Below are 23,140 nucleotides of genomic sequence, written 5' to 3' on the forward strand. Positions count from 1 at the left end.
CCATGGGAAGTCTAACGGCCGCGCACCCTGTTCCAGGCGCCGCCGGTCACCCGGCGGACCATGCCCGCCTCGCGCTTGATCATCTCCCAGGGATGGAAGGCCAGGCCCACCGTGTCGGCCATGGCCGCGCCGCGCGCGCCCATCGGCTGTTCGGGGCCGGTGGTGGAGTCGACGGCGGTCTGGTGCTCGATCTCGGCGTTCAGCTCGGCCCCGACCAGGATGGCCATGATCGAGAACCACACCCAGACCATGAAGGCGATCACCGCCCCCAGCGGTCCGTAGGTGGCGTCGTAGTGGGCGATGGTGTTGACGTAGAGCGAAAAGCCCAGGGAGCCGGCCAGCCATCCGGCCGCCGCGGCGGCCGCGCCGATCCAGACCCACCGCCAGCGGGCTCGGGCCCGGCTGGGACCGAAACGGTAGAGCACGGCGAAGGCCGCGGCGGTCATCATCAGCACGATCAGCCAGCGGATCGGCGCCCAGATGTCCTCCAGGGCCGACAGGTGGGCGGCCTTCAACACCATGGGCGTGACGATCAGCACGCCGGACGCCGCGGCCGCATAGGCCAGGGCGAGGAAGGTGAACAGGTAGCTCTGCAGGGTGCGCGGCACGAGGTGGCGTTTCTCCTCCTCGTCATAGGCGATGTTCAGCCCGTCGAAGAGCGTGCGCATGGAGGCGTTGGCGCTCCAGATCGACAGCAGCAGCGAAAAGCCGAAGGCCACGCCCAGCTTGGCCTGGCCCTGGCTGGCCAGGCGCAGCATCTGCTCGCCGACGATCTGGACGACGCTGGGGGGAAAGACGCCGGCCATGTCGCGCAGCTGCGCCTCGACCGTCCGCACGTCGGCGAACAGGCCGTACAGCGACACGAAGGCGCCGATGGCCGGGAAGAGGGCGAGCAGGGTGTAGAAGGTCACGCCCCCGGCCACGGCCGGCAAGCGGTCGACGCCGATCTCCAGCCAGGTGCGCCAGAGGATGTCGCGCCAGCCCAGCAGCGGGATATGGCCGGGATGGCGCGCGGCGCGGCCGCGCTGGGGCTCGGCCTCGTCGAACTGGGCCGGCGGCATGGCGCGGTCCTCCGACAGGCCCGGCGGATCGGCGACCGGCTGTTCCGGGCCCTTCTTACGCGGCAGCACCAGCGGCGCGGCCGCCAGCAGCACGATCCACGGCGCCAGATGGTACGGACGTGACTTAAGCCATTTGAGGATCGGACGCGGCGAAGCGTCGGTCATGAAGCGCTCTCCAGGCCACCAGAACCCCGCGCGGCGAGTCGCGTTCCCGTCCAAGACCTCTCAAGCCTTGCCATGACTCGCGGCGTCCACGATTTTCGCGGTCATGGACGCCCGCATCGCCTCGATCTACCGCCATCCCGTGAAGGGCTTCACGCCCGAGCGGCTGACCGCCGCCACGCTGGAGGCCGGGGCCTGCTTTCCGTGCGATCGGCTGTACGCGGTCGAGGACGGCCCCAGCGGCTTCGATCCCGCCGCGCCGGCCCACATCTCGAAGATGAAGTTCACGGTGCTGGCCAAGATCCCCGCCGTCGCCAAGGCCCGCACGGCCTATGACGAGGCCACGGGGATCTTCAGCGCCCGCGCCGAGGGCGCGCCCGACTTCGCCGGCGACCTGCGGACGGCCGCGGGCCGCGCGGGTCTGGAGGCCTGGCTGACCACCCTGCTGGACGGCGAGATCAAGGGGCCGCTGAAGGTGGTCGAGGGACCGGGCGCCTACCGGTTCATGGACAGCCGCTCGGGCTATGTCTCGATCGTCAACCTGGCCAGCGTGCGTGACCTCTCCCAGCGGGTCGGCCGGGATCTGGACCCGCTGCGGTTCCGCGCCAATCTCTATGTCGAGGGCTGGCCGGCCTGGGTCGAGAACGACTGGACCGGCGCGACCCTGACGATCGGCGGCGCGACCGCAGAGGTCCTGAAACCCATCGTCCGCTGCGCCGCCACCCACGTGGATCCGACGACCGCCGAGCGGGACGTCGAGCTGGTGAAGGCCCTGTTCGACACCTACGGCCACATGTTCTGCGGCGTCTACCTGAACGTGACGCGGGGCGGGGCGGTGGGCGAGGGGGATGGGGTGGCCCTAGCCAAGACGGCTTGAGGCATCCATTTGCTGATGAAGAATGCGGGCGACGACAACGCCGCTGTCCGAAACCGTGTAAAAAATAACGTGTGATCGGAAGACCTGTTTACGACAGGTCTCTTCGATCCACTCCGTAGCGACGCCACGATGGGGGTCGCGGGCGACGGCTTCGAGCGCGGCGCTCAGGTCGCGAATATATCGATCGGCGGTGCGCCGCCCCCATTGCTGGACGGCGTAAGTCCAGATTTCGCGGATGTCGAACCGCGCGAGCGGTGTGAGTTCGTATCGGTTCACGACTTGGCGTCGTATTCCGCGTTCACCTCGGCCAGGAAGCTCTCGACATCGAACGGCTCAGGCTTTCCGCTCTCCAGGCCCTCCTTAACGGCGGCCTTGAGCGCGGCGAGCTTTGCTTCGTGGCTTTCGAGTAGCCGCAGCCCCGCTCGCACGACCTCGCTCGCCGAGCCGTAACGACCTTCCGCGATCTGACCTTCGATGAAAGACTGAAAATGCTCGCTGAGGATGATCGACGTGTTCTTGCTCATGAGCGGCTCCGGGTCTTCAATGAGAAAGTACCAAAAACTGGTACTATCTTCAATCTCGCCTACCGGCTTCCGAAACGCTAAATCCCGTTCATGACCCTGACTCTCGTCAAAGCCTGGACCGCCGCCAAGGATCGTCTGAAGGACGCCGGCATCGATCAGCCGTCGATCGACGCGCGCCTGATGCTGGAGGTGGCCGCGGGCGTCACCCGCACCGAGATCGTCACCGATCCCTACCGCGAACTGACGACGGAGCAGCAGGCGACCCTTGAGGATTACCTGGCCCGCCGCGCGCGCCGCGAGCCGGTCAGCCACATCATCGGCCGCAAGGGCTTCTGGAAGATCCTGCTGCAGGTGAACAAGAACGTCCTGACCCCGCGGCCCGAGACCGAGGTCATCGTCGACGAAGTGCTGAAGGCCTTCCCCGAGCAGATGCCGTTCTCGATACTGGACCTGGGCGTCGGCTCCGGCACGATCCTGCTGGCGGTGCTGGCCGAGCGGCCGGCGGCCAAGGGGCTGGGGGTCGACGCCTCCGCCGAGGCCCTGGCCGTGGCCCGCGACAACGCCGCCAGCCTGGACCTCAACAGTCGCGCCGCCTTGATGCACGGCGACTGGACGGCGGGCCTGGGTGATGGCGGTTTCGACGTCGTGGTCTCCAATCCGCCCTACATCCCGACGGCGGTGATCGACACCCTGGAGCCCGAGGTTCGCGACTATGAGCCGCGTCTCGCCCTGGACGGCGGGGGCGATGGTCTGGACGCCTATCGCCTGCTGGCGCCGGAGATCCTGAGGGTGCTGAAGCCCGGCGGCATGTTCGCCGTCGAGATCGGCCACGACCAGTCCAGGGACGTCGAAGCGCTGTTCAAGGCGGCCGGCGCCCAGCAGGTCAAAACGATCAAGGACCTGTCGACGCACGACCGCGTTGTCACCGGGGTGAAAAATCCCTTGGAAACCGGGGCGTGAACCGTTAGACGAGTCTTGTCTCCTTCCAGATCGCCAGGTGACGGGAAAAGCAGACGTTCATGACGCCTAGGCGTTGAACGGATGCGACGCTCCCCTGGCAGGCGCGCCCGGTCCGCCGGTCGCCGCGCCAAAAGAGCAGGGCGGGGGCTCTACGGAAACCAGTGTCTCTGAAACTCAACAGGGTTCGACCCGCTCAGAGACCAGCAAGGCCGGACGCGCCAGCGCAAGACTGACCTCCGGACAGGTTCAGAGAGACCATGAGAGATTTCAAAGGCATGAAGCGCCAGCGCGGCCGCAACAATCGCGGTGGCAGCGGCGGCAAGCCTCAACAGCACAACGCCAACCGCGCTTTCGATTCGAACGGGCCCGAAGGGGTCAAGGTTCGCGGCGCGGCCCAGAGCGTCTACGAAAAGTACCAGCAGCTGGCCCGCGACGCGACGTCGTCCGGCGACCGGGTGCTGGCCGAGAACTATCTGCAGCACGCTGAGCACTATTTCCGCGTCCTGCGAGCCATCCAGCCGAATCGTCCGGTGTCCGACATCGTCGGCAAGGACGTCTACGCCGCCTACGAGATCGACTTCGAGGCCGAACCGCCGGAAGAGCAGGAGGTCGCCGAGACCCCCGCTCAGCCGGAAGGCCAGGGCGAAGGCGGCGAGAACGGTGAAGGCGGCGAGCAACGCCGCGACCGCTTCGAGAACCGCGATCGGGACCGCAACCGCGATCGCGACCGCAACTTCGACAACAATCGCGACCGCAACCGCGATGATCGTCCCCGCGACAACAATCAGGGCGAAGGCCGCCGTGACCGTTGGCGTGACCGCGACGACCGTCCTCGGGATGACCGTCCGCGTGATGATCGCCCGCGCGACGACCGGCCCCGTGATGATCGCCCCCGTGATGATCGTCCCCGCGATGATCGTCCTCGCGAAGACCGCTTCCGCGACCGTGACGATCGCCCCCGCGACGATCGTCCGCGTGAGGACCGTCCGGCCGCCGCCGAGGGCGAGCAGCCGCAGGGCGGCGAGGGCCAGGGCGAATTCCGCGAGGGCCGCCGCCGCGGCCGGGATCGCGACCGCAACCGCGATCGCGACTGGCAGCCGCGCGCTGACCGCGACCCGCTGGCCGTGATCGAGCCGGAAGCCTCGCCGCTGCCGATCTCCGACGCCTCGACGAGCGCCAGCTCGCCGGTGCTGCGCGGCCAGGACGGCGCCGTCAGCGAAGCCCCGGCCTTCCTGGGCCGCAAGACCTCGCGCGCCGCCGCCGCCGCTACCGCCGCCGAACCGTCGGTCCCGGCTCCGGCCGCGGAAGGCGAGGAAGCCAAGAAGCCCCGTCGTCGCCGCGCCCCGCGCAGCTTCGAAGCCGGTGAGGGCGCTCCGGCCAGCTCGGAGCCGGAAGAGGCCTGACCGGCCGCTTGAGCGCCAAAGACGTGAAGGAGTCGCGAAAGCGGCTCCTTTTTCGTTGGTGATGACGTCTGGCGCGCGCTGAACGGGCTCGGGCCGGGTCCACATCGGGACGTGTGCGGACGATGGGCCGCGACAGGTCGGAAGGAGCGCAAACTCACCGGGTCCGTCTAGAACCTCTGGCTAGGTCGCGATTCCGACAATAAGGTTGGCTTCGGCAGGGCGGAGCCGGGTATGGCGGAATCGCAAAAGCGTATCTCGCGTGGACAGAAGGCGGCCAAGGTGGCTGCTGTTGACGCGCGCTACAGAGCCATCGTGGACACGGCCGTCGACGCGATCGTCGTCATCGACGAGCGCGGACGGATCGAGGCCTTCAACCCCGCCGCCGAGCGCCTGTTCGGCTATACGGCCGACGAGATGGTCGGCCGCAACGTCCACATCCTCATGCCGGAACCCTATCACGGCGAGCACGACGGCTATCTGGCGCGGTATCGCGAAACGGGCGAGCGGCGGATCATCGGCATCGGCCGGGAGGTCAGCGGCCTGCGCAGTGACGGGACGACCTTTCCTCTGGAGCTCTCGATCGCCGAGTGGAACGACGGCGACAAGCGCTTCTTCACGGGCGTCATGCGTGACGTCACCGACCGTCGGCGCGCCGAGGAACTGCAGCGCCTGATGATCAACGAGCTGAACCACCGGGTGAAGAACACCTTGGCCACGGTGCAGTCGGTGGCCGGCCAGACCCTCAGAAACGCCTCCGACCTGGGCGACGCCCGGGAAGCCCTGACCACCCGGCTGCTGGCGCTGGCGCGCGGCCACGACATCCTCACCCGGGAAAGCTGGGACGGGGCCGAGCTGGCCGATATCGTCGCCTCGGTGGTCGCCGCGCATGGCGAGGCGGAACGATTCTCCGTGGAGGGCCCCCCCGTTCGGCTGGCGCCCAAGGCGACCTTGGCGTTATCGATGGCCCTGCACGAACTGATGACCAATGCGGCCAAGTACGGCTCGCTCTCCAACGAAAGCGGCCAGGTGCGGTTGGTCTGGCGGCGAAGCAAGGCAGACGCTGGCGAGCGGCTGCGCATGACGTGGGAAGAAATCCATGGGCCACCCGTTTCGATTCCGACCCGCCAAGGCTTCGGCACCCGTCTCATCACGGGTGGCCTGGCCCGCGAACTCGGGGGCGAGGTCCGCCTCGAGTACCCGCCGCACGGTGTCGTCTGCGAGATCGACGCCGAGCTCGGCCAGACCGGCCAGTCAAACCGTTTCATCCGCGGCGCGGCCTGATCCTCTGCGGGTCCTGATCGTCGAGGATGAGCTGTTCGTGGCCATGCTTGTCGAGGACCTGTTGGGCGATCTGGGCTGCCACGTCGTCGGCCCGGCCGCCTCGGCGTCGGAGGCCGTCCGCGCCGCGCGTTGGGAATCCTTCGATTTCGCCCTGCTCGACGTCAATCTCGGCGATGGGCAGACCTCGTTCGAGACCGCCGAGATTCTTCGCGAGCGCGGCGTGCCCTTCGCGTTCGTGACCGGTTACGGCGAGCAGGGCGTGCGCGCGGACCTGCGCGACGCGCCGGTGCTCGCCAAGCCCATCGACCCCCGCCATCTGGCGCGGGTGATCGACCGGCTGACCAACAGCTAAAAGCCACGCTTAGGCCCGACTTCCGCCATCGACCTCCGCGCTAGTGCCGCGACCGGGGGTTTAGAGGGGCGGACCGTGCGGCGACGACGGTGGGGCGTGCTGCTGGCCTCGGGCGTGTTCCATGCCCTGCTGGTGCTGCTGTTCATGTTCGATCTGGGCCGCCGGCCCGTCGCCGAGGCGCCGCCGGCCATGACCGTCTGGCTGGAGCGCGCGCCGACTCCGCCCAGGTCCAAGCCCGCGTCGAGAGGCGGACCCAGGACGCCGAGCGCGACGACGAAGACCGCCCCGGCGCCGGCCGCGCCGGTCGCCGTTCCCGCCGCCCCCGCTTCGCCGTCGTCCTCTGGGGGCGCCGCCGTCGCCGAGGCGCCGGCGCCCGACCTGCGGGGCCTGGGAGGCTGCCGACTGGCGGCGCTGGATCGCCTTCCCGCCGACGAAAGAGCCCGCTGCCAGGAGCGGCTGGCCCAGGCGATGGACAAGGGGCGGGCGGCGCGCCCCAATCTCGACCCGACCGGCCGTTTCGCCCGTGACGCCAGGCCCTATCTGACACGACCGCCCGAGAACGGCTGCAAGCCGGTGGGGAGCATCAAGCCGGGCCTGATGGGTGCAACCGACGCCACCCTTGGCCTTGGCTGCGCGAAGTCATTCTAAGCTTGAGCGGTTGCGCGCGCGAAGGCCGCCGTCGATAATCTCATGTCGCATCCGCAACACAGCCGAGCTTCATGGCCTTTCTCCGCCGCCTCGCCCTGCCGCTCCTGATGGCCGCCGCGTGCGCCGTGTCGGGCTGCGCCTACAACGCCGATCTCGGGCGCGACCAGCTCCTGATCGTCAATGACGACAACCTGGCCGCCGAGGGCGAGAAGGCCTGGGCCGATACGCTGCGCACCGCCTACATCTCCAAGGAGCCGCGCAAGAACGCCCGTGTTCAGGCCGTCGGCCAGCGGGTGATCACCGCGGCGGGCCTGTCGGGCCGGCCCTGGGACTATGCGGTGTTCCTGGACGAGGCCCCCAACGCCTTCGTGCTGCCTGGGGGGCATGTCGGGGTGACCGTCGGCCTGCTCTCCATGGTGCAGAACGACGACCAGCTGGCCGCCGTGATCGGCCACGAGGCGGGCCACGTCGTCGCCCACCACGCCGCCGAGCGGGTCTCCCAGGAGCGGACCTCGAAGATCCTGCTGGGCATCGCCGGAGCGGCGGCCGGCGGCACCGATTTCGGCAAGCTGCTCAAGGATCACGGGGGCGACGCGGCCAAGTACGGCGTGCTGCTGCCGTTCTCGCGCAAGCAGGAACTGGAGGCCGACCGCCTGGGCGTCGATTTCATGCAGCGCGCCGGCTATCGGCCGCGCGAGGCGGTGGTCCTGTGGCGCAACATGCAGGCCCAGGACGCGGCCTCGGGCCAGGCCTCGGGCGGCGAATTGAGCTCGACCCACCCCTCGGACGCGGTGCGGATTTCCGAACTCGAACGTTATCTCGCCAGCAAGGGGTGGTAGGTCTTGTGTGGCTGATCCGCCACACCTAAATGCCCCATCGGAGCGCGTTGTGCTTAGTCAAGGCGGCGCGCCCCGATCCGCCTAGGAAGGGGACATCATGAATATCGACCTCTACTCGGACCGCGCCAAACAGGCCGTCCAATCCGCCCAGAGCCTGGCCCTCGCGCGAGGCCACCAACAGTTCGCGCCCGAACACATCCTCAAGGTCCTGCTCGAGGAGAAGGACGGCCTGAGCCGCGCCCTGATCCAGAGCGCCGGCGGCCGCCCCGACCAGCTGGACGGCGGCGTCGAGACCCTGCTGGCCAAGACCCCGCGCGTCGACGGCGCCGGCGGCCAGCTGTACATGAAGCCCGACACGGCCCGCGTCTTCGCCGAGGCCGAGAAGGGCGCCAAGGCGGCCGGCGACGCCTTCGTCACCACCGAGCGTCTGCTGATCGCTATCGCCAAGGAAGGCGCCGACGCGGCCAAGCTCTTCAAGGAGGCCGGCGTCTCGGCCCAGGCCCTGGAGACGGCCGCCAACGCCATTCGCAAGGGCCGCACCGCCGACAGCGCCAACGCCGAGGAAGGCTACGAGGCGCTGAAGCGCTACGCCCGCGACCTGACGGCGGCGGCGCGCGACGGCAAGCTGGACCCGGTGATCGGCCGCGACGAGGAAATCCGCCGCACGATCCAGGTCCTGTCGCGCCGCACAAAGAACAACCCCGTCCTGATCGGCGAGCCCGGCGTCGGCAAGACCGCCATCGTCGAGGGCCTGGCCCTGCGCATCGTCAATGGCGACGTGCCCGAAAGCCTGAAGGACAAGCAGCTGCTGTCGCTGGACATGGGCAGCCTGATCGCCGGCGCGAAGTACCGCGGCGAGTTCGAGGAGCGCCTGAAGGCGGTCCTGAGCGAGGTCACGGCGGCCGAGGGCTCGATCATCCTGTTCATCGACGAGATGCACACCCTGGTCGGGGCCGGCAAGGGCGACGGGGCCATGGACGCCTCCAACCTGCTCAAGCCCGCCCTGGCGCGCGGCGAACTGCACTGCGTCGGCGCCACCACGCTGGACGAGTACCGCAAGCACGTCGAGAAGGACGCGGCCCTGGCCCGTCGCTTCCAGCCGGTGTTCGTGCAGGAGCCGACGGTCGAGGACACCATCTCGATCCTGCGCGGCCTGAAGGAGAAGTACGAGGTCCACCACGGGGTGCGAATCTCGGATAGCGCCATCGTGGCCGCCGCCACGCTGTCCAACCGCTACATCGCCGACCGCTTCCTGCCGGACAAGGCCATCGACCTGGTCGACGAGGCCTCCAGCCGCGTGCGCATGGCGATCGACTCCAAGCCCGAGGAGCTGGACGAGATCGACCGCCGCCTGGTGCAGCTGAAGATCGAGCGCGAGGCGCTGAGCAAGGAGACCGACGCGGCCTCCAAGCATCGCCTGGAGAACCTCGAGGTCGAGATCGACGACCTGCAGTTCCGCAGCGACGAGATGACCGCCAAGTGGAAGGCCGAGAAGGAGAAGGTCGGCGGCGCGGCGCAAGCCCGTGAAGCCCTCGACCGTCTGCGCGCGGACCTCGCCAACGCCCAGCGCGCCGGCGACTTCGCCCGCGCCGGCCAGATCCAGTACGGCGAGATCCCGGCCCTGGAACGCCGCCTGGCCGAGGCCGAGGCTGGCGAGGATGATGGCAAGGCCCTGACGCCGGAAGTCGTCGACGCCGAGCAGATCGCCGCCGTCGTCAGCCGCTGGACCGGGGTGCCGGTCGAGAAGATGCTGGAAGGCGAGCGCGAGAAGCTGCTGAAGATGGAGGACGAACTGCGCGGTCGCGTGGTCGGTCAGGACGAGGCCCTGGCGGCCGTGTCCGACGCCGTCCGCCGCGCGCGGGCCGGCCTGCACGACCCGACCAAGCCGATCGGCTCGTTCCTGTTCTTGGGACCCACGGGCGTGGGCAAGACCGAGCTGACCAAGAGCCTGGCCGAGTTCCTGTTCGCCGACGAGCACGCCATCACCCGGATGGACATGTCCGAGTACATGGAAAAGCACTCGGTCAGCCGCCTGATCGGCGCGCCTCCCGGCTATGTCGGCTACGACGAGGGCGGCGCGCTGACGGAAGCCGTCCGTCGCCGTCCGTACCAGGTGGTGCTGTTCGACGAGATCGAGAAGGCTCACCCGGACGTCTTCAACGTGCTGCTGCAGGTGCTGGACGACGGTCGCCTGACCGATGGCCAGGGCCGCACGGTCGACTTCCGCAACACGCTGATCATCATGACCAGCAACCTCGGCGCCGAGTTCCTGGCCAACCAGGAGGAGGGCGAGGACGTGGAAGCCGTCCGGCCGATGGTGATGAACATGGTGCGCGGCCACTTCCGCCCCGAGTTCCTCAACCGGATCGACGAGATCATCCTGTTCAAGCGCCTGTCGCGCCACAACATGGGCGATATCGTCACGATCCAGCTGCAGCGGGTCGAGAAGCTGCTGGCCGACCGTCGCATGAGCCTGGCGATCGACGCCGAGGCCCTGAACTGGCTGGCCGACAAGGGCTATGACCCGGTTTATGGCGCGCGCCCCTTGAAGCGCGTGATCCAGAAGGAGCTGATCGACCCGATCGCCCGCAAGCTGCTGGCGGGCGAGATCGAGGACGGCGGCGTCATCGCCGTCGGGGTCCAGGATGGCCAGCTGTCGTTCGGCAAGGCGACGCTGCAGTAGGGCGCCGTCGAAGTCGAATGGCCGGTTAGGACGGCGCTACGTCGCTGGCCGATCAAAATGGGCGTCTTGGGCCCGTTTTGATCGGCGGCGATTATTCGCATAACGACGATATCTTTATGTTGAAAGTCTGGTTGCGCTAACTAATAATACCCTCGATGCGTGTCTTTGCGGATGGCTCGGCACGCTGCAAATCCGATCGGGGGGTGGTTATGCGTGTCTTTCTAACGCTTTGCGCTTCGCTGCTGCTTGCGGGTTGCGGCACCGTGGTCAAGGATCGAAGCCAGACGCCGATGTCGCCGATGGGTGGGTTCGGGACCAGCTTGGGCACCGGCAAGACCAATCCGCCGCCGGGGCGCGACCCCAAGACCTGGAATAGCGCCGATATTGTCACGATCGATGTGCCGGGCTTCCTCGACAGCTATTCCGGCAAAAACAGCAGCGGGAATTTCGAGAGAGCCTTGGCGGGGTTCTCCGCCGGCGACAAAGAAAAACTGAAATTAAATCGAAATGAGATCGTCGGCGCACTGCTGATGGCCTCGGAGAAGAACTGCGAGGTCTATCTACAATACCTTCGCGGCAACCAGGTCGCCATCAAGGGCTTCTCGACGATGGCGGCCTCCATTCTGGCGGGCGCGGCCACGGTCACTACGCCCGAGCGAAGCAGCAAGCTGCTGGCGGCGCTCGCGGGGATTTCGACGGGGGTTGGCGGCAATCTGGCAGACGCGGTGTTTTCCAGCCGCGCGGCCGACGCGATTGTCTCGGGGATCAATGCCGAGCGCGCGGCGGTCAAGTCCGAGCTGCTTGGCCGGATGGAGGACAGCTATGAGGCCTGGCCAGTCAGCTTGGCGCTCGCGGGCGTCGTGACTTATCACTCGCGCTGCAGCGCCGTCTCGGGGCTCGCCTATCTGCAGGGATCCGCCGAGGGCCAGAAGAAGACGACCGAAACACCCAATGCGGTTCTCAAGCAAACCATGGTCGATGACGCGGTGAAGGCTGCCTTGACGCCCGAAACACCATCGCCGGATCCTGCCGCGCCTCCTAAAAAGAGTGTCAGGCCTGGGCTCTGAGCGGGCCTAGTGTTGCATAGGGAGCCGCTCCGGAAGGGGCGGCCCTTTTTCTTGGGCGCGTGTCGGGGTATTCCCCCGCATGGCCAAAACCACCAAGCTCACCGTCGAGTTCGACATCGAGGTCGACGAAAACCCCTATGTCTGGCGGCTGCATCGCCTGCCGCAGTGGAACTACGACCCGTCGGAGCGGCACGGCAAGGTGCTGGCCGTCCGTCACAAGGAAGGCCAGCGCGAGGCGCTGATCGAGTTCCCGCCCGGCCCCAAGCCCAAGTTCAGCGCCCCGCCGCTGAAGCCCTCGCAGATCCCCGTCCGCATCGTCGCCAAGGCCATCGCCTCGGCCATCGAGGCCGGCTGGGAGCCGCTGTCGCGCGGCAAGCCGGTGGTGATCTATGTGGACGAGGAGGGGGCCTAGGGGAGGTCTTCAAAGCAAAAAGGCCAGTCCGAAGACTGGCCTTTGATTTGGCCCCGTCGCCGGGGCGTGGATCTCTCGATCCGGCGGCCGAAGCCGTGAGAACAACATAGCGACGGACCTTGAATTTTCAAGCGCCATCTACCGCCCGCGGTGGATAGCCATGGTCGAAGAAAGGCTTCAGCGCTTTGAAAACACGACGCGCGATTTCTGCGAGGTCAACAGGACTCAGGCGGTCGGGATCCTTGGTCACGCCCTTGGCGTCTCGCAGCAATTTCAGCCGTTCGGGCGCGACCGTGTAGACGTGATTGCAGACCGCCCAAGCTTCCGGCGCGGAGCTCGGATTAGGGTTGGAGGTCAGCCTATATCCGTGAGGGTTCTCTGGCTGGGGCTGTTTCGTCAGCGGCACGACGACGTGAGCATCATGCTCTTTCTTCCCACCCCGGATCACGACCACGAGATGCTGGTCGTCGAACTCCGGTAGCCAATTGTGCGGACTGAAGGCGCACCAGTAGACTTCACCAACGCGCGTCGAGCGCCGAATTTCTAAGTTTGGCTTCTTCCTTATCGCCGAGACTTGCACGGCTTTGGCCACGGCCTTGGTCATGGCCGGGGTGGCGGCAAGCGGCGGGCGCTTCGGTTTGTCCATCCGGTAACTGTGTGGCCGTAAGCTCTACCGTTCAAGATCAATCTAAGGAAGATTTCTAAGAAAATTTCTCGCTAAAAGAGATTAGCGCGCCCGCAGCCCCGCCATCATCACGCTGAGCAGCCGTCGCGCGCCGGCGTCCCAGCCGGGTTGTTCATAGCCGAGGCTGAGGCCGCTCATCATCCGCAGGATGTCCTCGAAGCCGATGTCCGCGCGGATGTCGCCGGCGGCGAGGGCGGCTTCGGTCAACCGCTGCAGCGCCGGCAGGATGGTCGCGCCGGAACTGGCATAGACCCGCGAGCCCTCGCCCGGATCGGCGCGCAAGGCCGGGGCCACCACGCGCTTGGTGGCCATGTAGTCGATCAGCAGATCCAGCCAGGCTTCGAGCGCCTCACCCGCCGGGCGTCGGGCCAGCAGGTCGTCGGCGGCCTTGGCCAGCTGGTCCAGCTCCCGCGAATAGACCGCCGCCACCAAGGCCTCGCGGGTGGGGAAGTGGCGATAGAGCGTGCCGATGCCGACGCCGGCGCGTCGCGCGATGTCCTCCAGCGGCGCCTCGGCCCCGGCCTCGCCAAAGGCCGTCTTGGCCGCCGTCAGCAGCAGGTCGCGGTTGCGCAGGCTGTCGGCGCGCGGCTTGCGCGGAGCCTTCTCCACGATGGTTTCGGAATCTTCGGACATCGACCTTGAAAAGCGGAGGCGGCCTCCGAATATCTATCCGGAGCCATCCTCCATTTAATCCTCCGGATCGGCTCGGACAACAACCCTGCAAGGGATCGAGAGAGTCATGAGCACTTCCTTCGGCGCCAAATCCACCACCGACGACGTCCTGGCCGGCGTCGACCTCAAGGGCAAGCGGGTGCTGGTCACCGGCGTCTCGGCTGGCCTGGGCGTCGAGACCGCCCGCGCCCTGGCCGCCCACGGCGCCGATGTCGTTGGCGCGGCCCGCGACCTCAAGAAGGCCGAGGGCGCGACCGCCGTCGTCCGCGAGGCGGCGGCCAAGAGCGGCGGCTCGCTGCAACTGATCGAACTGGACCTGGCCGATCTCGCCAGCGTCCGCGCCGCCGCCGACGCCCTGGTGGCCGACGGCCGCGCCTTCGACCTGGTCATCGCCAACGCCGGGGTCATGGCCCCGCCGTTCGGCAAGACCGTCGACGGCTTCGAGACCCAGTTCGGCACCAACCACCTGGGCCACTTCGTGTTCGTCAACCGCATCGCCAGCCTGCTGAAGGCCGGGGCGCGCGTGGTGTCCCTGGCCTCCGCGGGGCACCGCTTCTCGGACGTCAATCTCGAGGATCCGAACTTCGAGACCACCGACTACGTGCCGTTCGAAGCCTATGGCCGCTCCAAGACCGCCAACATCCTGTTCGCCGTCGAGTTCGATCGTCGCCACAAGGAACGCGGCGTGCGGGCCGTGGCCGTGCATCCGGGCGGCATCCAGACCGAGCTGGCCCGCCACCTCGACCCGGCCTTCATCCAGGGCTGGATCGAGCAGCTGAACGCCCAGGCCGCGGCCGAGGGCCAGCCGCCCATCGAGTGGAAGACCATTCCGCAGGGCGCGGCGACCAGCGTGTGGGCCGGGGTCGTGGCGCCGGCCGATGCCGTCGGCGGCCTCTATTGCGAAGACTGTCACGTCGCGGAACTGGCCGAGGACGCCTCGCAGATCCGCGCCGGCGTCCGGAGTTACGCCCTCGATCCCGCCCACGCCCAGGCCCTGTGGGCGCTGAGCGAGAAGCTGGTCGGGGAAACGTTCTAGGCTCGCGGGATAGCGCCCGGGGCCTGTGCGCCTCGGGCGCGGTCGCGCTCTCGTCGCTTCAGTTTCTTCAGCGCCGCCTGCATCGCCAGGGCCTGGGCGGCGGGCGGCTTGCCCGCGTCGCGCGCTTCCTGGCGCGCGGCCTCGGCGACCAGCGGCGCGGTGGCCGCGTCCAGCCGGTCGAACGCCTCGTGAATCATGGCCGGCAATTGGCGCGGTTTGGGCTGGGGAACCAGCGCGGCGACCTTGCGGGCCTCGGCGGCCAGCTGGCCGCAGAGTCTGGCCTTGTCGCGAGCCTTGGCGATGACGGCCGGGTCGTCGCTGGCCTCGGCCAGCGCCCAGGCTGCGTCGAGGGCGGCCATCAACTTGACTTGCAGGTCCGCGCACCAGGCGCTGGGGGTGGGGAAGGCGCTCATGGGGAAGAGCATGAGGGCGTCGCGACAGGCGGGGATAAGAAACGGGTGTTTTTGTGTAAGGCGCTGTGAAGACTGGAAAAGTGTGGCGATGGAGCGGGGACAGGAGCGGGCGCAACGCTCCTTTTGTCCTCCCCCTCTTGGGGGAGGGGGACCGCCGAACGGCGACGGCGGTGGAGGGAGTCTGCGCCGCGCCAATTGGGTCCGCGCTGTCCCCCTCCGTCACGGCGCGTATTCGCGCCGCCCACCTCGCCCGAGAGGGGGAGGAGAGCCGCAGGTCGCCCCGCCCCTGTGGATAACTTTAAGCCCCGAACCCCGCGCCCACGACCGCCCGCGCCACGTCGGCCAGCACCGCGCTGCGGACGTCGTCGTCCGCCGAGCCCTGGTCGTGGAAGGCCGAGACGAACAGCGGCTTGCGCCCCGGCGGCCAGATCACGGCGATGTCGTTGGTCTGGTCCTGGCCGTTGTTGCCGGTCTTGTCGCCGACCTTCCAGCCGCGGGGCAGGCCGGCGCGCAGGCGCTTGTCGCCGGTGCGGTTGGCCACGACCCAGGCCGTCAGTCGCTTGCGGGAGGCGGTCGACAGGGCGTCGGTGGTCAGCAGGGTTTTCCAGGTCTCGACGATGGCCGCCGGCGTGGTGGTGTCGCGCGGATCGTCCGGGGCGCCGGTGTTGAGCTCCGGCTCGCGGCGGTCGCAGCGGGTGGTCTGATCGCCCAGCGCCCGCAGGAAGCGGGTCAGGTCGGTGGGAGCGCCCAGGGCGTCGAGCAGCAGATTGGCGGCGGCGTTGTCGCTGAGGGTGATGGTGGCCGCGCAGAGCTCGCCGATGGTCATGCCCTGGGCCAGGTGTTTCTCGACCGCCGGCGAATTGCCCATCAGCACCTCGCGGCCATAGGTCACCCGGCGGTCCAGGCGCTCGCGGCCCTGGTCGACCCGGCGCAGGATGGCCGCCGCCAGCGGCATCTTGAAGGTGCTGCACATGCGGAATCGCTCGTCGCCGCGCCAGGCGAACCGACGGCCATCCTGGGTGTCCAGCACCGCCACCCCGAGGCGGCCGCCGCTGCGTCGTTCCAATTCGTTAATACGTGAGCTAAGGGCGGAGGGCGGCGGACTGGCGAAGACGGCGGCCTGGGACGGTACGGGCGCGACGACGGGCGCGGCCGCCAGGGCCGTCAAAAACATGCGACGATCAAGCATTGATGGGGTCTCCTTGCCCGCCGAACCTGCCCGGGGCTGGCCTTGGCCGCAAACGACGATACCTTGGCGGAGCCCCTAGCTGAATTTGGGTCTCTGGAGTTCCGGTCCGCATGAGTCGCGCCCAACTGCCGCTGAACGCCCTGCGCGCCTTCGAGGCCTCGGCCCGGCATCTGTCGTTCACCCGGGCGGCGATCGAGCTGTGCGTGACCCAGGCCGCCGTCAGCCACCAGGTGAAGGGACTGGAGGCCCGGCTGGGCGCGGCGCTGTTCCGTCGCCTGCCGCGCGGTCTGGCCCTGACCGACGAGGGCCTGGCCCTGCTGCCCAGCGTACGAGACTCGTTCGACAAGCTGGGCGACGTGCTGGCCCGCTTCGAGGGCGGCCGGGTGCTGGAGGTCCTGAGCGTCGGGGTGGTGGGCACCTTCGCCGTCGGCTGGCTGCTGCCGCGCCTGCCGGCCTTCCGCGAGGCCCATCCGTTCGTCGACCTGCGGCTGTTCACCAACAACAACCGCACCGACCTAGCGGGCGAAGGGCTGGACTGCGCGGTGCGGTTCGGCGACGGGGCCTGGCACGGCACGGAGGCCGCGCCGCTGTTCGAGGCCCCGATGAGTCCGCTCTGCGCGCCGGCGGTGGCCGAGCGACTCTCCGATCCGACCGACCTGTTCGCCGAGACCCTGTTGCGCAGCTATCGCGCCGCCGACTGGCCGGACTGGTTCGCCGCCGCTGGCTTGTCGCCGCCGCCGATCCGTGGTCCGGTGTTCGACAGTTCCTGGGTGATGGTCGAGACGGCGCTGTTGGGCGCCGGCGTCGCCCTGGCCCCGCCGATGATGTTCGAGCGTCATCTGCGGGAAGGGCGGCTGCTCCAGCCCTTCGAGACTCAGGTCAGCGCCGGCCGCTACTGGCTGACCTGGCTGAAATCCAGGGGCCAGACTCCGGCCCTCAGGGCCTTCCTGGATTGGCTTTCGAGCTTCCGCGAAAACTAAAAAATCTTCGGAACCAATCTTGGTCAACGGCGCTTGCGCGCGGTATAGAAGTCGATGAAATAAACTGAAGTATCAATGGTCTAGCTTGACCCCGAAGCGCCGGAATCGCGCCCATCTTTGGTCAAGTTCTGCTGTCCGATTTGTCACCGCGAGCGTTGCAGGACGTCTCGCGCCCCCATTCTACGGACGAGACCCAAACAATGATAGCAAGCACGAAGACCATGATGGTCGCCGCCGCCCTGGTGATGGGCGGCCTGTCGGTCAGCGGCTGCGCGACCAAGAAGTTCGTCAATCAGCAGGTCGGCCAGGTCGAGACGCGGGTCAGCGCTCACGACACCCAGATCGGCGAACTCGACAAGACCTCCAAGGAAGCCCTGGACCGCGCCATCGCGGCCGGCAAGCTGGCCGAGGGCAAGTTCCAGTACGCCCTGGTGCTCAGCGATGACTCGGTGAAGTTCCCGGTCAACGCCGCGACCCTGTCGCCCGAGGCCGAGCAGCGCCTGTCGGAATTCACCGAGAAGCTGAAGGCCGACAACAAGAACGTGTACCTGGAGATCCAGGGCCACACCGACAATTCGGGCTCGAAGGAATACAACGACGAGCTCGGCGAAAAGCGCGCGGAAACCGTCCGCAAGTTCCTCAGCCAGCACGGCGTCGCCCTGAACCGCATGGCGACGATCTCGTACGGCCAGGAAGCCCCCGTCGCCCCCAACGAGACGCGCGAAGGCCGGGCCCAGAACCGCCGCGTCGTGGTGATGGTGCTCAGCTAAGAGTTTGCGTTCCAGGTGGCCTTTCCCGGTGCGCATCAACCCGGGAAAGGCCATCAGGGCGGACTCGCCGGCGCGGGAGTGAGCGCCGCGCCGGCGAGCTTTCCGCTGTCAGAGCGTGGCAGCCGAAAGTGTGAGCGGTTTCGGCGCCTGCCACGCTCCAAGTGTTTGAGATAGAGCCTGTTTATCCGTTTCTGATGTTTCCATCAGAAACGGACAGGCTCTTAGGCCTTGCGGAGGCGAGCCGCCGGCTCGCGGCGCGACAGGTTCGGATAGAGCTTGGCCTTGGCGGCCAGGGCGCCCTCCCAATCGGCGATGTCGGGCAGGGACGGGATCGTCACCAGTTCGCCCTTGTCGAAGCCGGCCAGCGCCGCATCGACCATGTCGTCGACATCCATGATCGTGTTCGGATCGATCGCGTCGATATCCGAGCCCGAGCGCTCCCAGATCTCGGTGCGCGTGGCGCCGGGCAGCACCGCCTGCAGGCGCACGGCCGAATTGGCGAACTGCACGCGCAGGCCCTGGGTCAGGTAGGTCACGAAGGCCTTGGTCGCGCCATAGACCGGCATGCCCAGTTCTGGGATCAAGCCCACCACCGAGGCCAGGTTGATGATCGTCCCCTTGTCGCGGGGCACGAAGTTGCGGGCCGCCGCCGCCGCCAGGCGGGTCACGGCGGTGACGTTCAGCTGGATCATCTTCTCGAACGCGTCGGGATCGGTGGCCACGAAGTCGTTGGCGCCCGCCACGCCCGCATTGTTGACCAGCGCCGTGATGGCCGCGTCGGTCGCCAGGCGCTGCTCGATCTTCAGCAGATCGGCCTTGTCGGTCAGGTCGGCCTTGATGACCTCGACCTTGACGCCGGTCTGGCCGCGCAGACGCTCGGCCAGGGCGTTCAGGCGGGCCTCGTCGCGGGCGACCAGGATCAGGTCGTAGCCGCGCTTGGCCAGGCGGTCGGCATAGACCGCGCCGATGCCGGTCGAGGCGCCGGTGATCAGGGCCGAGCCCTTGGTGTTGGTGTCGCTCATCGTGTTAGTCCTCAGTTCTCGCCAAGGCCCTGGTGGTCCGGCTTCCAGCTCTAGCTATGGGGTAACTTGCTTTTCGCAAGTGAGTGGCCAAATCTTTCGTCATGAGCAAATCTGAACGCCCAGCCACCCAATGTCCGGTCGGCCGCACGCTGGAGCGCGTGGGCGACGGCTGGACCCTGCTGATCCTGCGCGACGCGGCCCAGGGCCTGACCCGCTTCGACCAGTTCGAGAAGAGCCTTGGCGTCGCGCCGAACATTCTGACGAAGCGGCTGGCGGGGCTTGTCGAAAACGGACTTCTTGAGAAGCACGCCTACAGCGAACGGCCGCCGCGCTACGAATATCTGCTGACGGACCGGGGCCGGGACTTCGCGCCGGTGCTGACGGCCATGCTGGCCTTCGGAAACCGCCACTTCGCGCTCGAGGGCGTGGCCGGCCAGCTGGTCGATCGCGAGACGGGCGTCCCGGCCGAGCCGATCATGGTCGACCGGGTCAGCGGCAAGCCGATCACCAGCGAGCACTTCGCCTACGCCCCAGGACCGGCGGCGGGGCCAGAGGTTCTGGCCCGGGTGGCCTTCATGGCGGAGCGCCAGGCCAAGGGGTGAAAAGGGTGGGCGTGGCTCCGACCTCGCCGGTGGCCGCCAACCGTAGGCCTAGGCGATCAGGTCCGGATCGTTCCGCTTCAGCCAGGCGGCCGCGTAGGAGCACAGCGGCGTGATCCGCATGCCTTCCGCCCGCGCCGTCTCGGCGACCTTGGTCATCAGCCGTCCGGCCGCGCCCGTGCCGCGCAGGGCCATGTCGGCCTCGACGTGCGGGATCACCAGCCGATGGCCGGAGCGCTGATAGTCGGCCACGGCCAGCAGGCCGTCGACCTCCAGCTCGTAGCGGCTGAGTTCGGGATTATGGCGGAAGGTGTCGGTCATGACGGGGGAACGCGCCTTACGGAGAAGGGATGCTAAGGCTTAGGTAGGCCGTTGCCGCATCGCGGCAAGGCGCGCCCGAACGTCAGACCAGCTCGATCGCCATCGCGGTGGCTTCGCCGCCGCCGATGCACAAGGACGCCAGACCCTTGGTCTTGCCGCGCGATTGCAGGGCGTTGATCAGGGTGCACAGGATCCGCGCGCCCGAGGCGCCGATCGGGTGGCCCAGGGCGCAGGCGCCGCCGTTGACGTTCAGCTTGTCGGCGTCGAAGCCCAGTTCCTGCTGGGCGACCATCGGCACCACGGCGAACGCTTCGTTGATCTCGAAGAGATCGACGTCCTCGACCGACCAGCCGGCCTTCTTCAACGCCTTTCGCATGGCCGGCACAGGGGCGGTGGCGAACAGGGCCGGCTCGTGGGCGTGGGCGGCGTGGCTGACCACGCGGGCCAGGATCGGCAGGCCCAGGGCCTTGGCGACGCTCTCGCGTGTCATGACCAGGGCCGCGGCGCCGTCGCTGATCGAGGAGCTGTTAGCGGCCGTGACGCCGCCGTCGCGGCTGAAGGCCGGGCGCAGGGTCGGGATCTTGGCTGGATCGGCCTTGACCGGCTGCTCGTCGGTGTCGACGACCTCGGTCCCCTTGCGGGAGACGACGGTGACCGGGGTGATCTCGGCCTTGAAGGCGCCGCTCTCGACGGCGGCCTTGGCCTTCATCAGGCCCTTGGTCGCGTAGTCGTCCATGGCCTCGCGGGTGAACTGGTACTGGGCGGCGGTGTCCTCGGCGAAGGCGCCCATCAGCTTGCCGGGCGTATAGGCGTCCTCCAGCCCGTCCAGGTACATGCTGTCCCACAGCTGGTCGTGGCCGATGCGGGCCCCGCCGCGGTGCTTGGACATCAGGTAGGGCGCGCCGGTCATGCTCTCCATGCCGCCGGCCACCACGACATCGACCGATCCGGCCTTCAGGGCGTCATGAGCCATGATCGCGGCCTGCATGCCGCTGCCGCACATCTTGTTGACGGTAGTGGCCTCGACGGAAAGGGGAAGCCCCGCGCCCAGCGCCGCCTGGCGGGCCGGCGCCTGGCCCAGGCCCGCCGGCAGCACGCAGCCCATGAAGATCTGCTCGACCTTGTCGCCCGCAACGCCGGCCCGTTCGATGGCCGCCTTGACCGCCGTCGCGCCCAGCTCGGTGGCCTTCACCCCGCCCAGGGCGCCCTGGAAGCCGCCCATCGGCGTGCGGGCGTAGGAGACGATGACGACGGGATCGGACGCGGACATGGTTTAGCTCCCTGAGCGTGATAGCCGAAAGTGGAAGCCGGTTTCGGCGGCTATCACGCTCCGGCTTTTTGAATTGGCGTCGTTCGGCAAGCCGAACCACGATGGATATATTTTAAGGCGGGATAGACCCCCACCGCCTCATCGCGCGCAAGGGGTTTGCGAGATTGTGATGAGAAGGGGCGAGCGGCCGTCGACGGATTTCGCCGGCTTCCGCTCGCCAGGTGGCAACCGAGAGAGTCAATTGCGATAAAAAACCTACTCTGGTTCATCTTCAAACGCAACGCTCTCTTGCTTTCCCTCGCGGAACGCCTCAACCTCGCGAAATGGGTCGTACAGCTGACTATACGAACGAACGTTGCTCGGTGGCCGCCACGCTGGAAGTCGTGGGCGATCCGTGGACGCTGCTGATCCTGCGCGACGCCTTCGCGGGGGTGAAACGCTTCGAGCAGTGGCAGGAGCGGTTGGGCGTCGCTCGCAACGTCCTGGCCGCGCGGCTGAAGACCCTGGTCGCCCACGGCGTCATGGAAACCCGCCGTTATTCCGAGCGTCCGCCGCGTCACGAATACTGGCTGACCGAAAAGGGCCTGGCCCTGTCGCCGGTGCTGCTGACCATGTCGGAGTGGGGCGACCGCTACGTCTATGGTCGCGACCAGTCGCCGGTGCTGTTCAACCACAAGGGCTGCGGCTGCGCCTTCCATCCCGTGCTGGCCTGCGAGGCCTGCGGCGAGGTCGTCCAGCGCCGCGACCTGGAACGCAGCGCGCCGCCCGAGCGAGGGCTGACCGTCGGCGAGGCCCTGGAAGCGGCCAAGATCGCGGCGGAATGAGCCGTTATCGGTTTTACGTTCACCTTACCAAGCCCGACTATCGTCTGGTCACCGCCGACGGCGCGCCGTTTCCGGCGAGCGGTCGCGAGGAAGACTGGCGCTTCACCCGCGTTCGCGAGCGCGCGGACACGAACCCGGACGTGGCCCGACTGGTCGACGAGACGGGCTACTGCCTGTTCCGCATCGGCCTGGCGTTCGACGAGATCGACTAGCCGCGCAGGATCTTCTCCATGGCCTTGCCCTTGGCCAGTTCGTCGATCAGCTTGTCCAGGTAGCGGATCTCGCGCATCAGCGGTTCGGCGACCTCTTCGACGCGGACGCCACAGACCACGCCCTTGATCTCGGCGCGGGCGGGGTTCAACCGGGGCGCCTGAGCGAAGAAGGTCTCGAGATCCGTCTTGTTGGCGAGCTGAGCCGCGAACGCCTCCGGGCTGAAGCCGGTGAGCCAGAGGATGATCTGGTCGACCTCGGCTCGGGTGCGGCCCTTCCTTTCGGCCTTGGCGACATAGGCCGGATACACGCTGGCGAAGCTCATCGCATAGATGCGGGGCTTGGTCGTCACGGTCCCATCCATTCGTTGTCGGCGGTTGTCTCCAAAAGCCTCGACCGTCCAATTCATCCGCCCGCGGTCATTCACCATTTTTGGAAATGATTAACCGCGAACCTTAGCCATTCCTTGGCGCCTGCCTGCGTAAAACAGTCACATCAGATTTGAACGCCGCAAGGGGCAGGAATACACATGAAACTCTCGATCGCGCTCGCCGCCGGTATCGCTGGCAGCTTCTTCGTCGCTCAAGCCGCTTCGGCCGCCGGCGGCTTCGAAGACCAGATGGGCCGTTGCCTGCAGCAGTTCGCGAACACCCGTGACGCCGCCCAGGTGATGCTGGAATGCACCGCCGACGCCGGCAAGCTGTCGGACTGCAAGGTCGTCGACAACAGCGCCGCGGGCAAGGGCTTCGACAAGGCCGCCATGTGCATCGCCGAGAAGCTGCCGATGGGCGCCAAGACCGGTTCGGTGAAGGTTCCCTTCCGTTTCCCGGGCGGCGCGTAAGCATCGCTTCGTCAGCTTGACGCGAAAAGCCCCCGTCGG

At 67.7% G+C, this 23,140-nt stretch carries 28 protein-coding genes and 1 pseudogene; 18 read left to right on the forward strand and 11 right to left on the reverse strand.

The features are described from left to right. Positions 1 to 11: 11 nt before the first annotated feature. The gene (locus tag EIK80_RS05665; RefSeq protein ID WP_125156014.1) at positions 12 to 1,226 is read right to left on the reverse strand and encodes a YihY/virulence factor BrkB family protein; all 1,215 of its coding nucleotides are present in this window, start codon (positions 1,224 to 1,226) and stop codon (positions 12 to 14) included. A gap of 103 nt (positions 1,227 to 1,329) precedes the next feature. Here EIK80_RS05665 and EIK80_RS05670 point away from each other — a divergent pair, with 103 nt between their 5' ends. Further along, positions 1,330 to 2,100, forward strand: coding sequence for an MOSC domain-containing protein (locus EIK80_RS05670; RefSeq protein ID WP_125156015.1), 771 nt, complete (start codon positions 1,330 to 1,332; stop codon positions 2,098 to 2,100). Here the strand turns inward: EIK80_RS05670 and EIK80_RS05675 are convergent. Both EIK80_RS05675 and EIK80_RS05680 read right to left on the reverse strand, forming a co-directional pair. Then, the gene (locus EIK80_RS05675) at positions 2,083 to 2,376 is read right to left on the reverse strand and encodes a type II toxin-antitoxin system RelE/ParE family toxin (RefSeq protein ID WP_158624641.1); all 294 of its coding nucleotides are present in this window, start codon (positions 2,374 to 2,376) and stop codon (positions 2,083 to 2,085) included. The genes EIK80_RS05670 and EIK80_RS05675 overlap by 18 nt on opposite strands. Continuing rightward, positions 2,373 to 2,624 carry a type II toxin-antitoxin system ParD family antitoxin gene (locus EIK80_RS05680; protein ID WP_125156017.1) on the reverse strand — a complete coding sequence of 84 codons (252 nt, stop codon included), beginning with the start codon at positions 2,622 to 2,624 and terminating at the stop codon, positions 2,373 to 2,375. The genes EIK80_RS05675 and EIK80_RS05680 overlap by 4 nt, the downstream gene beginning before the upstream one ends. Before the next feature lie 90 nt (positions 2,625 to 2,714). Here EIK80_RS05680 and prmC point away from each other — a divergent pair, with 90 nt between their 5' ends. The 10 genes and pseudogenes from prmC (at position 2,715) to EIK80_RS05730 (ending at position 12,269) form a co-directional block, all read left to right on the forward strand. Continuing rightward, positions 2,715 to 3,584: a peptide chain release factor N(5)-glutamine methyltransferase gene (gene prmC, locus EIK80_RS05685; protein ID WP_125156018.1), complete on the forward strand. Its 870-nt coding sequence runs from the start codon at positions 2,715 to 2,717 to the stop codon at positions 3,582 to 3,584. A gap of 73 nt (positions 3,585 to 3,657) precedes the next feature. Next, positions 3,658 to 3,837, forward strand: a pseudogene (locus EIK80_RS05690) (hypothetical protein); the annotation flags it as partial. Between the two features lie 4 nt (positions 3,838 to 3,841). Then, a complete protein-coding gene (locus EIK80_RS05695; RefSeq protein WP_125156019.1) occupies positions 3,842 to 4,987 on the forward strand; it encodes a DUF4167 domain-containing protein in 1,146 nt (381 codons plus the stop codon). A 231-nt stretch (positions 4,988 to 5,218) separates the two neighbouring features. Further along, complete coding sequence (locus EIK80_RS05700; protein WP_125156020.1) at positions 5,219 to 6,268, forward strand: sensor histidine kinase; 1,050 nt, start codon at positions 5,219 to 5,221, stop codon at positions 6,266 to 6,268. A 4-nt stretch (positions 6,269 to 6,272) separates the two neighbouring features. Continuing rightward, entirely contained in the window at positions 6,273 to 6,620 is a 348-nt protein-coding gene (locus tag EIK80_RS05705; RefSeq protein WP_255414584.1) for a response regulator, read from the forward strand. A 75-nt stretch (positions 6,621 to 6,695) separates the two neighbouring features. Further along, positions 6,696 to 7,268: a hypothetical protein gene (locus EIK80_RS05710; RefSeq protein WP_125156021.1), complete on the forward strand. Its 573-nt coding sequence runs from the start codon at positions 6,696 to 6,698 to the stop codon at positions 7,266 to 7,268. 71 nt (positions 7,269 to 7,339) lie between these two features. Continuing rightward, entirely contained in the window at positions 7,340 to 8,107 is a 768-nt protein-coding gene (locus tag EIK80_RS05715; RefSeq protein WP_125156022.1) for a M48 family metallopeptidase, read from the forward strand. A gap of 97 nt (positions 8,108 to 8,204) precedes the next feature. Continuing rightward, positions 8,205 to 10,790, forward strand: coding sequence for an ATP-dependent chaperone ClpB (clpB, locus tag EIK80_RS05720; RefSeq protein ID WP_125156023.1), 2,586 nt, complete (start codon positions 8,205 to 8,207; stop codon positions 10,788 to 10,790). 209 nt (positions 10,791 to 10,999) lie between these two features. Beyond that, positions 11,000 to 11,857, forward strand: coding sequence for a hypothetical protein (locus EIK80_RS05725; RefSeq protein WP_125156024.1), 858 nt, complete (start codon positions 11,000 to 11,002; stop codon positions 11,855 to 11,857). Positions 11,858 to 11,936: 79 nt separating this feature from the next. Beyond that, positions 11,937 to 12,269 carry a hypothetical protein gene (locus EIK80_RS05730; protein WP_125156025.1) on the forward strand — a complete coding sequence of 111 codons (333 nt, stop codon included), beginning with the start codon at positions 11,937 to 11,939 and terminating at the stop codon, positions 12,267 to 12,269. 127 nt (positions 12,270 to 12,396) lie between these two features. On the opposite strand, the gene EIK80_RS05735 is transcribed toward EIK80_RS05730, so the two are convergent. Both EIK80_RS05735 and EIK80_RS05740 read right to left on the reverse strand, forming a co-directional pair. Further along, positions 12,397 to 12,915 (reverse strand): type II toxin-antitoxin system PemK/MazF family toxin, encoded by a 519-nt coding sequence (locus EIK80_RS05735; RefSeq protein WP_125156026.1) that lies wholly within the window; start codon positions 12,913 to 12,915, stop codon positions 12,397 to 12,399. A gap of 81 nt (positions 12,916 to 12,996) precedes the next feature. Then, complete coding sequence (locus tag EIK80_RS05740; RefSeq protein ID WP_125156027.1) at positions 12,997 to 13,587, reverse strand: TetR/AcrR family transcriptional regulator; 591 nt, start codon at positions 13,585 to 13,587, stop codon at positions 12,997 to 12,999. A gap of 106 nt (positions 13,588 to 13,693) precedes the next feature. Between EIK80_RS05740 and EIK80_RS05745 the strand changes: the two genes are divergently transcribed. Next, positions 13,694 to 14,662 carry an SDR family NAD(P)-dependent oxidoreductase gene (locus EIK80_RS05745; protein WP_125156028.1) on the forward strand — a complete coding sequence of 323 codons (969 nt, stop codon included), beginning with the start codon at positions 13,694 to 13,696 and terminating at the stop codon, positions 14,660 to 14,662. On the opposite strand, the gene EIK80_RS05750 is transcribed toward EIK80_RS05745, so the two are convergent. Both EIK80_RS05750 and bla read right to left on the reverse strand, forming a co-directional pair. Beyond that, positions 14,659 to 15,075: a DUF2330 domain-containing protein gene (locus EIK80_RS05750; RefSeq protein ID WP_125156029.1), complete on the reverse strand. Its 417-nt coding sequence runs from the start codon at positions 15,073 to 15,075 to the stop codon at positions 14,659 to 14,661. The two genes, EIK80_RS05745 and EIK80_RS05750, sit on opposite strands and share 4 nt — an antisense overlap. Before the next feature lie 298 nt (positions 15,076 to 15,373). Next, complete coding sequence (gene bla, locus EIK80_RS05755) at positions 15,374 to 16,264, reverse strand: class A beta-lactamase (RefSeq protein ID WP_125156030.1); 891 nt, start codon at positions 16,262 to 16,264, stop codon at positions 15,374 to 15,376. Between the two features lie 110 nt (positions 16,265 to 16,374). On the opposite strand from bla, the gene EIK80_RS05760 reads away from it, so the two are divergent. Together EIK80_RS05760 and EIK80_RS05765 are read left to right on the forward strand one after the other, a co-directional pair. Continuing rightward, the gene (locus EIK80_RS05760) at positions 16,375 to 17,244 is read left to right on the forward strand and encodes a LysR family transcriptional regulator (protein ID WP_125156031.1); all 870 of its coding nucleotides are present in this window, start codon (positions 16,375 to 16,377) and stop codon (positions 17,242 to 17,244) included. A 200-nt stretch (positions 17,245 to 17,444) separates the two neighbouring features. Continuing rightward, complete coding sequence (locus tag EIK80_RS05765) at positions 17,445 to 18,014, forward strand: OmpA family protein (RefSeq protein ID WP_125156032.1); 570 nt, start codon at positions 17,445 to 17,447, stop codon at positions 18,012 to 18,014. Between the two features lie 221 nt (positions 18,015 to 18,235). Here EIK80_RS05765 and EIK80_RS05770 read toward each other — a convergent pair whose 3' ends face one another. Next, positions 18,236 to 19,036 (reverse strand): SDR family oxidoreductase, encoded by an 801-nt coding sequence (locus EIK80_RS05770; RefSeq protein ID WP_125156033.1) that lies wholly within the window; start codon positions 19,034 to 19,036, stop codon positions 18,236 to 18,238. Positions 19,037 to 19,137: 101 nt separating this feature from the next. Here EIK80_RS05770 and EIK80_RS05775 point away from each other — a divergent pair, with 101 nt between their 5' ends. Further along, entirely contained in the window at positions 19,138 to 19,638 is a 501-nt protein-coding gene (locus tag EIK80_RS05775; protein ID WP_125156034.1) for a helix-turn-helix domain-containing protein, read from the forward strand. 48 nt (positions 19,639 to 19,686) lie between these two features. On the opposite strand, the gene EIK80_RS05780 is transcribed toward EIK80_RS05775, so the two are convergent. Together EIK80_RS05780 and EIK80_RS05785 are read right to left on the reverse strand one after the other, a co-directional pair. Continuing rightward, complete coding sequence (locus EIK80_RS05780; RefSeq protein ID WP_125156035.1) at positions 19,687 to 19,956, reverse strand: GNAT family N-acetyltransferase; 270 nt, start codon at positions 19,954 to 19,956, stop codon at positions 19,687 to 19,689. A gap of 82 nt (positions 19,957 to 20,038) precedes the next feature. After that, entirely contained in the window at positions 20,039 to 21,226 is a 1,188-nt protein-coding gene (locus EIK80_RS05785; protein WP_125156036.1) for an acetyl-CoA C-acyltransferase, read from the reverse strand. Between the two features lie 323 nt (positions 21,227 to 21,549). Here EIK80_RS05785 and EIK80_RS05790 point away from each other — a divergent pair, with 323 nt between their 5' ends. Both EIK80_RS05790 and EIK80_RS05795 read left to right on the forward strand, forming a co-directional pair. Then, positions 21,550 to 22,050 carry a helix-turn-helix domain-containing protein gene (locus tag EIK80_RS05790; RefSeq protein WP_125156037.1) on the forward strand — a complete coding sequence of 167 codons (501 nt, stop codon included), beginning with the start codon at positions 21,550 to 21,552 and terminating at the stop codon, positions 22,048 to 22,050. Continuing rightward, positions 22,047 to 22,262, forward strand: coding sequence for a hypothetical protein (locus EIK80_RS05795; RefSeq protein ID WP_125156038.1), 216 nt, complete (start codon positions 22,047 to 22,049; stop codon positions 22,260 to 22,262). Before EIK80_RS05790 ends, EIK80_RS05795 begins: the two co-directional genes overlap by 4 nt. On the opposite strand, the gene EIK80_RS05800 is transcribed toward EIK80_RS05795, so the two are convergent. Next, positions 22,259 to 22,624 carry a DUF2200 domain-containing protein gene (locus tag EIK80_RS05800; protein ID WP_125156039.1) on the reverse strand — a complete coding sequence of 122 codons (366 nt, stop codon included), beginning with the start codon at positions 22,622 to 22,624 and terminating at the stop codon, positions 22,259 to 22,261. The two genes, EIK80_RS05795 and EIK80_RS05800, sit on opposite strands and share 4 nt — an antisense overlap. Positions 22,625 to 22,789: 165 nt before the next feature. Here EIK80_RS05800 and EIK80_RS05805 point away from each other — a divergent pair, with 165 nt between their 5' ends. Beyond that, the gene (locus EIK80_RS05805; protein WP_125156040.1) at positions 22,790 to 23,101 is read left to right on the forward strand and encodes a hypothetical protein; all 312 of its coding nucleotides are present in this window, start codon (positions 22,790 to 22,792) and stop codon (positions 23,099 to 23,101) included. Positions 23,102 to 23,140: the final 39 nt, after the last annotated feature.

This window comes from Caulobacter sp. 602-1 (assembly GCF_003931565.1).
Lineage (GTDB): Bacteria > Pseudomonadota > Alphaproteobacteria > Caulobacterales > Caulobacteraceae > Caulobacter.

Excerpts from the sequence above, each read along its gene's own strand:
- EIK80_RS05665 (WP_125156014.1), bottom strand. The coding sequence starts at position 1,226 with ATGACCGACGCTTCGCCGCGTCCGATCCTCAAATGGCTTAAGTCACGT.
- EIK80_RS05670 (WP_125156015.1), top strand. The coding sequence starts at position 1,330 with ATGGACGCCCGCATCGCCTCGATCTACCGCCATCCCGTGAAGGGCTTC.
- EIK80_RS05680 (WP_125156017.1), bottom strand. The coding sequence starts at position 2,624 with ATGAGCAAGAACACGTCGATCATCCTCAGCGAGCATTTTCAGTCTTTC.
- prmC (WP_125156018.1), top strand. The coding sequence starts at position 2,715 with ATGACCCTGACTCTCGTCAAAGCCTGGACCGCCGCCAAGGATCGTCTG.
- EIK80_RS05695 (WP_125156019.1), top strand. The coding sequence starts at position 3,842 with ATGAGAGATTTCAAAGGCATGAAGCGCCAGCGCGGCCGCAACAATCGC.
- EIK80_RS05700 (WP_125156020.1), top strand. The coding sequence starts at position 5,219 with ATGGCGGAATCGCAAAAGCGTATCTCGCGTGGACAGAAGGCGGCCAAG.
- EIK80_RS05715 (WP_125156022.1), top strand. The coding sequence starts at position 7,340 with ATGGCCTTTCTCCGCCGCCTCGCCCTGCCGCTCCTGATGGCCGCCGCG.
- clpB (WP_125156023.1), top strand. The coding sequence starts at position 8,205 with ATGAATATCGACCTCTACTCGGACCGCGCCAAACAGGCCGTCCAATCC.
- EIK80_RS05725 (WP_125156024.1), top strand. The coding sequence starts at position 11,000 with ATGCGTGTCTTTCTAACGCTTTGCGCTTCGCTGCTGCTTGCGGGTTGC.
- EIK80_RS05730 (WP_125156025.1), top strand. The coding sequence starts at position 11,937 with ATGGCCAAAACCACCAAGCTCACCGTCGAGTTCGACATCGAGGTCGAC.
- EIK80_RS05735 (WP_125156026.1), bottom strand. The coding sequence starts at position 12,915 with ATGGACAAACCGAAGCGCCCGCCGCTTGCCGCCACCCCGGCCATGACC.
- EIK80_RS05740 (WP_125156027.1), bottom strand. The coding sequence starts at position 13,587 with ATGTCCGAAGATTCCGAAACCATCGTGGAGAAGGCTCCGCGCAAGCCG.
- EIK80_RS05745 (WP_125156028.1), top strand. The coding sequence starts at position 13,694 with ATGAGCACTTCCTTCGGCGCCAAATCCACCACCGACGACGTCCTGGCC.
- EIK80_RS05750 (WP_125156029.1), bottom strand. The coding sequence starts at position 15,075 with ATGAGCGCCTTCCCCACCCCCAGCGCCTGGTGCGCGGACCTGCAAGTC.
- bla (WP_125156030.1), bottom strand. The coding sequence starts at position 16,264 with ATGCTTGATCGTCGCATGTTTTTGACGGCCCTGGCGGCCGCGCCCGTC.
- EIK80_RS05760 (WP_125156031.1), top strand. The coding sequence starts at position 16,375 with ATGAGTCGCGCCCAACTGCCGCTGAACGCCCTGCGCGCCTTCGAGGCC.
- EIK80_RS05765 (WP_125156032.1), top strand. The coding sequence starts at position 17,445 with ATGATAGCAAGCACGAAGACCATGATGGTCGCCGCCGCCCTGGTGATG.
- EIK80_RS05770 (WP_125156033.1), bottom strand. The coding sequence starts at position 19,036 with ATGAGCGACACCAACACCAAGGGCTCGGCCCTGATCACCGGCGCCTCG.
- EIK80_RS05775 (WP_125156034.1), top strand. The coding sequence starts at position 19,138 with ATGAGCAAATCTGAACGCCCAGCCACCCAATGTCCGGTCGGCCGCACG.
- EIK80_RS05780 (WP_125156035.1), bottom strand. The coding sequence starts at position 19,956 with ATGACCGACACCTTCCGCCATAATCCCGAACTCAGCCGCTACGAGCTG.
- EIK80_RS05785 (WP_125156036.1), bottom strand. The coding sequence starts at position 21,226 with ATGTCCGCGTCCGATCCCGTCGTCATCGTCTCCTACGCCCGCACGCCG.
- EIK80_RS05790 (WP_125156037.1), top strand. The coding sequence starts at position 21,550 with ATGGGTCGTACAGCTGACTATACGAACGAACGTTGCTCGGTGGCCGCC.
- EIK80_RS05795 (WP_125156038.1), top strand. The coding sequence starts at position 22,047 with ATGAGCCGTTATCGGTTTTACGTTCACCTTACCAAGCCCGACTATCGT.
- EIK80_RS05800 (WP_125156039.1), bottom strand. The coding sequence starts at position 22,624 with ATGGATGGGACCGTGACGACCAAGCCCCGCATCTATGCGATGAGCTTC.
- EIK80_RS05805 (WP_125156040.1), top strand. The coding sequence starts at position 22,790 with ATGAAACTCTCGATCGCGCTCGCCGCCGGTATCGCTGGCAGCTTCTTC.